This is a genomic window from Actinomadura soli (assembly GCF_005889715.1).
GTDB classification, from domain to species: Bacteria; Actinomycetota; Actinomycetes; order Streptosporangiales; family Streptosporangiaceae; genus Spirillospora; species Spirillospora soli.
This window is the reverse complement of record NZ_VCKW01000556.1, coordinates 1-1,468: the sequence shown is the minus strand read 5'-3', so window position 1 is coordinate 1,468 and position 1,468 is coordinate 1. Positions and strand designations below refer to the sequence as shown.

The window sequence follows — 1,468 nt, the reverse complement described above, 5'->3', positions numbered from 1 at the left end:
CCCCCGGCACCGGGCGGGTGCCCCCGACCCTCTCTCGCCGCCCCAGGGCGGCCGCGCTGACCAGACGGAGGTGTGCCGTGCGACGTCTCGTCTCCCGGTACTCGAAGCTTCTGCGGTTTTCCACGGTGTTGTCCCTGCCCGCCACGCTCGCGCTGATGATCGTCGCGGCCGTGGCGGGGTCGCCCGGCTGGTTCCTCGGCGCCGCGGCCGCCTGCTACGTGGCCGAGCCGGTCGTCCGCCGGCTGCTGCCCGACGCGGACCGCCCGCTGCGGTGGGGCGAGCTGAGCCCCGGCGCGCGGCTGCTGATCCGGCAGGGCGCGTTCGTGCTGCTGCTCGTCCAGGCCGGGGGCGTCGGGGACGGGACGGTCTGGACCGCCGCCATCGGCCTCTTCGTCCTCGACTGGCTGCGCGCAGGAGCGCTGGTCGGCGCGGCCACCATCCGCCGCGCCAACACGATCCCGTACGCCACCCGCAACCTCGGCGAGGGCGAGCCCACGTTCCCCAGGGCCGAACCCGCGTGGCACGTGCGCCTGATGACCCTGGTCGAGGGCTACGCCGACGCGCTCCCCCTCCTGCTCGGCGCGGCCGGCCTGCTGGCGGACGTCCCGGAACTGCTGATCGCCGGGCTGCTGGGCGCGGCGGCGGGCACGCTGGGGTCCTGCGCCGCGCAGGTCCCCTACCTGCGGCAGATGCGCCGCCTGCTCAACGGCAAGCGCACCGGACGCGACGTGCAGCGCCGCGTGAGCGCGTACGAGCCCGAGGTCGTCCTGTACTTCACCGGCATGGCCGTGAACGCCTACCAGGCCAACATGTGGCTGGAGACGATGGAGCGGCTGAACCGCAGGGCGATGGTCCTCGTCCGTACGCCGGAGGTCGTGGCCGCGCTGGCTCCGACACGGCTGCCGGTCGTGTGCGTCTCGCGGGCCGAGGACGTCATGAACTTCGACTGGTCGACCGTCCGCGTCGCGCTCTACACCGGCAACACGGGCAAGAACCTCCACCTGCTCCGCGAGCCGGCCATCAAGCACGTGTTCATCGGCCACGGCGACAGCGACAAGGACTCCAGCTCCAACCCGGTCAGCAAGGTCTTCGACGAGGTGTGGGTCGCGGGCCCCGCCGGACGCGACCGCTACCGCAACTCCGACGCGGGCGTCCGCGACGAGGCGATCGTCGAGGTCGGACGGCCGCAGCTCACGGGCATCGCCGCGGGACCGACCGGCAACGAGGTGCCGACCGTCCTGTACGCCCCGACCTGGGAGGGCTGGGACAGCGAGCACAGCTACTGCTCGCTGCTCACGATGGGCGTGAAGATCGTCAGCGCGCTGCTGGACGAGCGCCTGGGCCTGCGCGTCATCTACCGCCCGCACCCGTACACCGGCACCCGGATGGCGGCCGCCGCGGCCGCGCACAAGCGGATCATCGGCATGATCGAGGAAGCGAACAGGGCTCTTGCGGGGGGTGTGGGGGG

General features: G+C 73.1%; 1 protein-coding gene. It reads left to right on the top strand.

Going from position 1 to position 1,468, the window contains the following annotated elements; genetic code table 11:
• Window positions 1-77 precede the first annotated feature (77 nt).
• A partial coding sequence (locus ETD83_RS41790; RefSeq protein ID WP_138650762.1) for a hypothetical protein occupies window positions 78-1,468 on the top strand: 1,391 nt, incomplete at its 3' end.